Source organism: Arthrobacter gallicola (assembly GCF_014836775.1).
In the GTDB taxonomy this organism is placed as follows: domain Bacteria; phylum Actinomycetota; class Actinomycetes; order Actinomycetales; family Micrococcaceae; genus Arthrobacter_B; species Arthrobacter_B gallicola.
In genome coordinates, this window is the sequence record NZ_JACSQD010000002.1 from 1 (window position 1) to 6,058 (window position 6,058).

Annotated in this window: 4 protein-coding genes; 3 read left to right on the forward strand and 1 reads right to left on the reverse strand. The window is 69.4% G+C overall.

The genetic code is table 11. The features are described 5' to 3' along the window. Positions 1–65: 65 nt before the first annotated feature. The 3 genes from H9639_RS04270 to H9639_RS04280 all read left to right on the forward strand — a co-directional run bounded on the left by H9639_RS04270 (position 66) and on the right by H9639_RS04280 (position 4,185). A complete protein-coding gene (locus tag H9639_RS04270; RefSeq protein ID WP_191806911.1) occupies positions 66–1,352 on the forward strand; it encodes an ammonium transporter in 1,287 nt (428 codons plus the stop codon). Between the two features lie 201 nt (positions 1,353–1,553). Then, positions 1,554–2,312 (forward strand): LamB/YcsF family protein, encoded by a 759-nt coding sequence (locus H9639_RS04275; RefSeq protein ID WP_191806912.1) that lies wholly within the window; start codon positions 1,554–1,556, stop codon positions 2,310–2,312. Beyond that, a complete protein-coding gene (locus tag H9639_RS04280; protein ID WP_225219232.1) occupies positions 2,296–4,185 on the forward strand; it encodes a 5-oxoprolinase subunit B/C family protein in 1,890 nt (629 codons plus the stop codon). Before H9639_RS04275 ends, H9639_RS04280 begins: the two co-directional genes overlap by 17 nt. Here the strand turns inward: H9639_RS04280 and H9639_RS04285 are convergent. After that, positions 4,182–5,975, reverse strand: coding sequence for a thiamine pyrophosphate-requiring protein (locus tag H9639_RS04285; protein WP_191806913.1), 1,794 nt, complete (start codon positions 5,973–5,975; stop codon positions 4,182–4,184). The two genes, H9639_RS04280 and H9639_RS04285, sit on opposite strands and share 4 nt — an antisense overlap. Positions 5,976–6,058 lie beyond the last annotated feature (83 nt).

A 6,058-nucleotide genomic window follows, 5' to 3' on the forward strand; every position in this document is an offset into this window, starting at 1 on the left:
CCCCTTCCCCCTTCCCCCCAGCACCCGACCGGCCCCGCCGGCCCGAACCGGATTGGAGTTCGCTCATGGACTCAGGAAACACTGCCTGGCTGCTGGCCAGTTCGGCCCTGGTCTGCCTCATGATCCCCGGCATCGCCTTCTTTTACGGCGGTATGGTCGGGTCCCGGCGGATCCTCAACATGATGATGATGTGTTTCGGCAGCGCCAGCCTGGTGGCTGTGCTCTGGGTACTGTTCGGCTACTCGGCTGCCTTCGGCAACTCCCTCGGAGCCCTGGGGCTGCTCGGAAACCCGCTGGAATACTTCGGCCTGGAGCAGCTGCTCACCGATGATCCATCGGCCACGCTCCCGGTGGCGCTCTTCGCGGCCTTCCAGCTGATGTTCGCCTGCGTCACCACCGCCCTGGTGGCCGGAGCCGCCGCCGGCCGGATGAAATTCGGGGCCTGGATGGTCTTCGCCGGGCTCTGGGCTGCCCTGGTCTACTTCCCGGTGGCGCACTGGGTCTTCGCCTTCGACAACCAGGACGGCACGGTCACCGGCGGCTGGATCGCAAACACCCTTGGCGCGATCGACTTCGCCGGCGGGACCGCCGTCCACATGAACGCCGGCGTCGCAGCGCTGGCCCTGGCCCTGGTCCTCGGCCGGAGCCGCGGCTGGCCGCAGGTCATCAGCCGCCCGCACAACCGTCCGCTGGTGATCCTGGGTGCCAGCCTGCTGTGGGTCGGCTGGTACGGTTTCAACGCCGGATCGGCCCTGAGTGCCGGCCACACTGCCTCCGTGGTTTTCCTGAACACCGCTGTTGCCGCCGCCGCCGGGCTGCTGGGCTGGGCGCTGATGGAGCGGCTGCGGCTGGGACGCTCCTCCACTCTCGGCGCAGCCTCCGGCCTGATCGCTGGACTGGTGGCAATCACTCCGGCCTGCGGCGCGGTCAGTCCGCTCGGCGCCGTAGCGATCGGCGCGGTTGCCGGGCTGGTCTGTTCCCTGGCGATCGAGTGGAAGTTCCGGCTGGGGTATGACGATTCACTCGACGTCGTGGGCGTCCACCTGGTTGGCGGCGTGATTGGCACCCTGCTCATCGGTTTCTTCGCTACAGACGCTGCGCCGGGCGGGGTCAGCGGAGTGTTCTACGGCGGCGGATGGAGCCAGCTCGGCATCCAGGCCGTGGCCACGGTGGCGGTGCTCGCGTACTCCTTCGTCCTTACCTGGGTCATCGCCAAAGCCCTGGACCTGGTGATGGGGCTGCGGGTCCCCGAGGAACACGAGGTACAGGGGATCGACCTTGCCGCGCACTCGGAGTCGGCGTACTTCAACGACGACGAACCCGCGGAACTCGGTGCCCCGATGCGGCAGTAGCTGCTGCATCGGACGTCGGCGGTGCCCCTCCCGGTATGGGCGGGGCACCGCTTTTTTATTTGCCGCCAGCTTTTTACCCGGCCCGCCAACCGGCGGAAGCCTTGGACTGCAAAAAATGTTGAACAAAGCACCGGAACACGGAAGGCTGGATGCCACACCACAGTGGGACAGGAACAAGACCGGACAGGGCGGAACAGGGCAATGACTACGATCGATCTGAACGCCGACGTCGGGGAGTCCTTTGGCCGCTGGTCTCTGGGGGACGACGCCGCCATGATCTCCGCGGTGTCCAGCGTGAATGTGGCCTGCGGTTTCCATGCGGGCGACGCCGGCACCATGTATGCCGCATGCCTCTCCGCCGCCCGGGCCGGCACCGCCGTCGGTGCCCACCCGGGGTACCGGGACCTTTCCGGATTTGGCCGGCGGGCCCTGGACATGGAACCGGAGCTGCTGACCGGGGAAGTCATTTACCAGATCGGTGCCCTGCAGTCCCTGGCACTGGCGGCCGGCACCCGGGTCAGCTACGTCAAACCACATGGCGCGCTGTACAACACAATCGCCCACGATCCCCGGCAGGCCCAGGCCGTCATCAACGCCGTCCTGGCGGTGAGCCCGGACCTTCCGCTGGTTGTCCTCCCCGGCTCGGTGGTGGAGAAGCTCGCGGGCGGGGCCGGCCTGCGGACCGTGGCCGAAGCCTTTGCGGACCGCGCCTATAACGCTGACGGCACCCTGCTCTCCCGGACCCGGCCCGACGCGGTGCTCGAGGACCTCGGCGAAATCACCGATCATGTGCTGCGGCTTGCCGTGGACGGCAAAATCCAGGCAGTGGACGGCACGGTGATCGATGTGGTTGCGGAGAGCATCTGCGTCCACGGTGATACGCCGGGCGCCGTAGCGATGGGCCAGGCGGTGCGGACAGCGCTGGAAGAGCACGGCGTTACCGTTGCCAGCTTCATCTAACGCCGGCAGCCCGGGTCGAGCCCCCGGCTCCGGGACAGCCGCGCTGCCCGGGGCAGGGGCACCTTCCGGTGGCTGGCCCCTGCGGATCCGGCAGGCAGGGAGCCGGGCGCTCCTGGTCGAAACCGCTGACACACCGGCGGCCTCCGCCCTGCATGCCCGGCTGCTCGCAGCTCCCCTGCCCGGGCAGGTGGAGGTGATTCCCGCTGCGCGCACCGTGCTGATTCGTCTGGCGGCCGCAGCGCAGATGCGGCAGACCGCAGATCTGCTCGCTGCCCTCGAACCCGTGGTGGCCGGCCCCGGCAGTTCCTTCCCGGCAGCCGGACCGCTGGTGGAACTGGACACCGTGTACGACGGCGAGGACCTCGCCGAGGTGGCCCGGCTCACCGGGCTGGGCTCAGCCGGCGCGGTTGCGGCGGCCCACAGCGGTTCTGTTTGGACGGCCGCGTTCTGCGGATTCGTGCCCGGTTTTGCCTATCTCACCGGCGGAGATCCTGGGCTGGAGGTCCCCCGGCGGGACGTGCCGCGGACCAGGGTTCCCGCCGGTGCCGTCGCGCTCGCCGGAGCGTTTTCCGCTGCTTATCCCGGCCCTTCGCCGGGTGGCTGGCAGCTGATTGGCCGGACATCGGCTCCGCTCTGGGACCTTGACCGGGAGGCCCCGGCCCTCATTGTCCCGGGAACCCGCGTCCGGTTCCGTCCGGTCCGCGGGCGCGTTGAGCTCCTGAGCGGGCACGGGCCGGCCGAGGACGCCGGTCCGCGACCCGGCAGCGCAGATGTTTCCGTCTCCTCCGGCAGCATGCCCGGGCCATTACGGCCAGCTGCAGCTGGGCCTGCCGCTGTAACCACCGCTGCGCCCGACACTGCGCCTGCCGCCGTAACCGCCGCTGCGCCTGCCACACGGCCCGCCGCCGTCGTCGTTTATCCGGGTCCCCAGACAACCGTGCAGGACCAGGGGCGCGCCGGCTACAGCAGCATCGGCGTCGGGGCGTCCGGCGCGGCCGACCGGTCCGCTCTGGCACGTGCCAACCGTCTGGCGGGCAATCACCCGGACGCCGCCGGGCTCGAGATCCTCTTCGGCGGGCTGGAGCTGCGGGCGGAACGGGACCTGGTACTGGCACTTACCGGTGCGGACGCCCCGCTGTCCGTGCTGTCCGCCGGCGGGACGGAGCGTGCCGGGCTGCCGGACGTTCCCTTCCTGCTGCGCGCCGGAGAGGTTCTGTCCCTCGGCATGCCGCTGGCCGGGCTGCGCAGCTATCTGGCGTTCCGCGGCGGGCTCAATTTCCCGCCGGTGCTGGGCAGCCGGGCTACGGATACGCTGGCGAAGCTCGGTCCGGAGCCGCTGGCTGCCGGCACCGGGCTCAGCGTCGGCGCTGATCCGGGTGCCGCCGTCGGGCTCCACGAAATCCCGCCGCCGCTGCCCGGCGCGGACGCGGAACTGAGGTACCTCCCCGGGCCGCGCCAGGACTGGTTCAGCGCCGCCGGCAGGGAGGCGTTCGCGGATCAGGGGTGGAGAGTGGGAACCGATTCCAACCGGGTTGGCATCCGCTTCAGCGGTGACCCGCTCCCCGGCCGGCGTACCGGCGAACTGGCCAGCGAGGCGGTGCTGCCCGGGTCCATCCAGATCCCGGCCTCGGGGCTGCCGATCCTGTTCCTCGCCGACGCCCCGGTCACCGGTGGGTATCCGGTGATCGGCGTCGTCGAGGAACGGGACCTGGACCTCGCGGCGCAGCTGCGCCCGGGCACTACTGTGCGCTTTGTGCCGGTTCCGCAGCTGCCTGCGCCGGGCGCGGGACAGGAGACGGGCGCGGGGCCGGGGCCGGGGCCGGGACAGGAGACGGGCGCGGGGCCGGGGAAGGAGACGGAGCCGGGGAACTAGAGGCCGCGGTTCAGCCCCTCCTCCTGGCGGAGGTAGGTTTCGAGCAGGTCCCGGGCGTGCTGGGTATCCCGGCCTTCCTTGCGGAGGGCATCCATCATGGTGCCGCCTTTCTCTTCCCCGGCGGGGAACGGCGGAAGCAGCGGCACATCCGGATCAGCCAGGACCTCGATCAGGACCGGCCGGTCAGCATCTAAGGCTGCATTCCAGGCAGCACCGATCTTGGCTGGATCATCGACCAGAATCCCCTGCAGACCCAGCAGTTCGGCATAACGTGCAAAGGAGAAGTCCGGCAGCGCTTGGCTCTGGTCAAAACGCGGGTCCCCCTCCATCTCCCGCTGCTCCCAGGTCACCTCGGCCAGTTCGTTGTTGTGCAGCACCAGCACCACAAACCGGGGATCCGTCCAGCGCGGCCACAGCCGGCTCACCGTAATCAGTTCCGAAAGTCCGGCCATCTGCATGGCGCCGTCCCCGGTCAACGCCACCACCGGACGCGCCGGATCCGCGAGTTTGGCCGCCAGCCCGTACGGGATCGAGCAGCCCATGCTGGCCAATGTGCTCGAAAGATGCGCCGGCACACCCTCCGGGAGGCGCAGCTGGCGCGCGTACCAGTACACGATGCTGCCGACGTCGACAGCCACCTGGGCGTTGGACGGCAGCCGATCGCTGAGTTCACGCACCGCGAGCTCCGGGTTCACGGGCCGGGCGGGTGTTGCCGCGCGTTCGGCGGCGAGCCGGTGCCAGCGCTGCACGGCCTCTTCCACGCTGGTCCGCCAGGCGGATTCCGGCCGGGGTTCCAGGAGCGGGAGCAGGGCTTCGAGGGTGGCGGCGGCGTCTCCTGTGACGGCGGCTTCCACCGGATAGCGGTTGCCGATGGCAGCGGCATCGATATCGATCTGCACCGCACGGGCCGCCCCGGGCGGCGGATAGAACTCGGTCCACGGGTCATTGGAACCGATGATCACCAGGGTATCGCACTCCCCCAGGACGAATCCGCTGGCGCTGGTGCCCAGATGGCCCATCACCCCGGCGGCGAGCGGATGCGACTCATCCACATAGGGCTTGCCCATCAGCGAGGTGGTGATCCCGGCGCCGATTTTCTCCGCCAGTTCCCGGACCTGGCCGCGTGCACCGCGCGCCCCCTGGCCGACCAGCAGCGCCACCTTGCCGCCGTCGTTAATCAGGGCCGCTGCCCTTTCGAGATCCGCCGGAGCAGGCACCAGCGTTGGCGGGCTCCAGACCGGCGCGGTGGTCAGGACGCCGTGTTCCTGCTCCAGCTCCGGCGCCGGAGCCTGCTGAATGTCATGCGGGATGATGACGACGGCGGGAGCCCGGTCCGCGAGCGCGGCCTTGAACGCCCGGTCCAGTACCAGGGGCAGCTGCTCCGGGCTGTTGACCTGCTGGCGGAAGGAGGACGCGACGTCGCGGGTGAGGTTCAGCAGGTCAACTTCCTGCATGTAGGCCGAGCCGAGCACGGTGCGGGACTGCTGGCCAATGATGGCGACCACCGGGACGCTGTCCAGCTTCGCGTCATAGAGGCCGTTGAGCAGGTGAACCGCCCCCGGACCCTGGGTGGAAAGCACCACCCCGACTTCACCGGTGTACTTGGCATGCCCCACGGCCATAAACGCGGCGTTCTCTTCATGCCGGGCCTGAACGAACCGGGGCGTTCCGGACCGGCGGAGTGCGCCAAGGACGGTATTGATGCCGTCGCCGCTGTAGCCAAAAATCCGCTGCACTCCCCAGGCCTGGAGCCGTTCGACAATCAGGTCAGCAACGAGCCGCTCTCCCATGGGACCTCCTGTAGTCAGCATGCTTATGGTTCTTCCACTATGGCACGTCCGCGGAGGAGGCGGAATTGAGGAGTTACCGCGCA

Bases quoted from the DNA above. Each gene is read 5' to 3' on its own strand.
- H9639_RS04275 (WP_191806912.1), top strand. From the start codon at position 1,554: ATGACTACGATCGATCTGAACGCCGACGTCGGGGAGTCCTTTGGCCGC.
- H9639_RS04270 (WP_191806911.1), top strand. From the start codon at position 66: ATGGACTCAGGAAACACTGCCTGGCTGCTGGCCAGTTCGGCCCTGGTC.
- H9639_RS04285 (WP_191806913.1), bottom strand. From the start codon at position 5,975: ATGGGAGAGCGGCTCGTTGCTGACCTGATTGTCGAACGGCTCCAGGCC.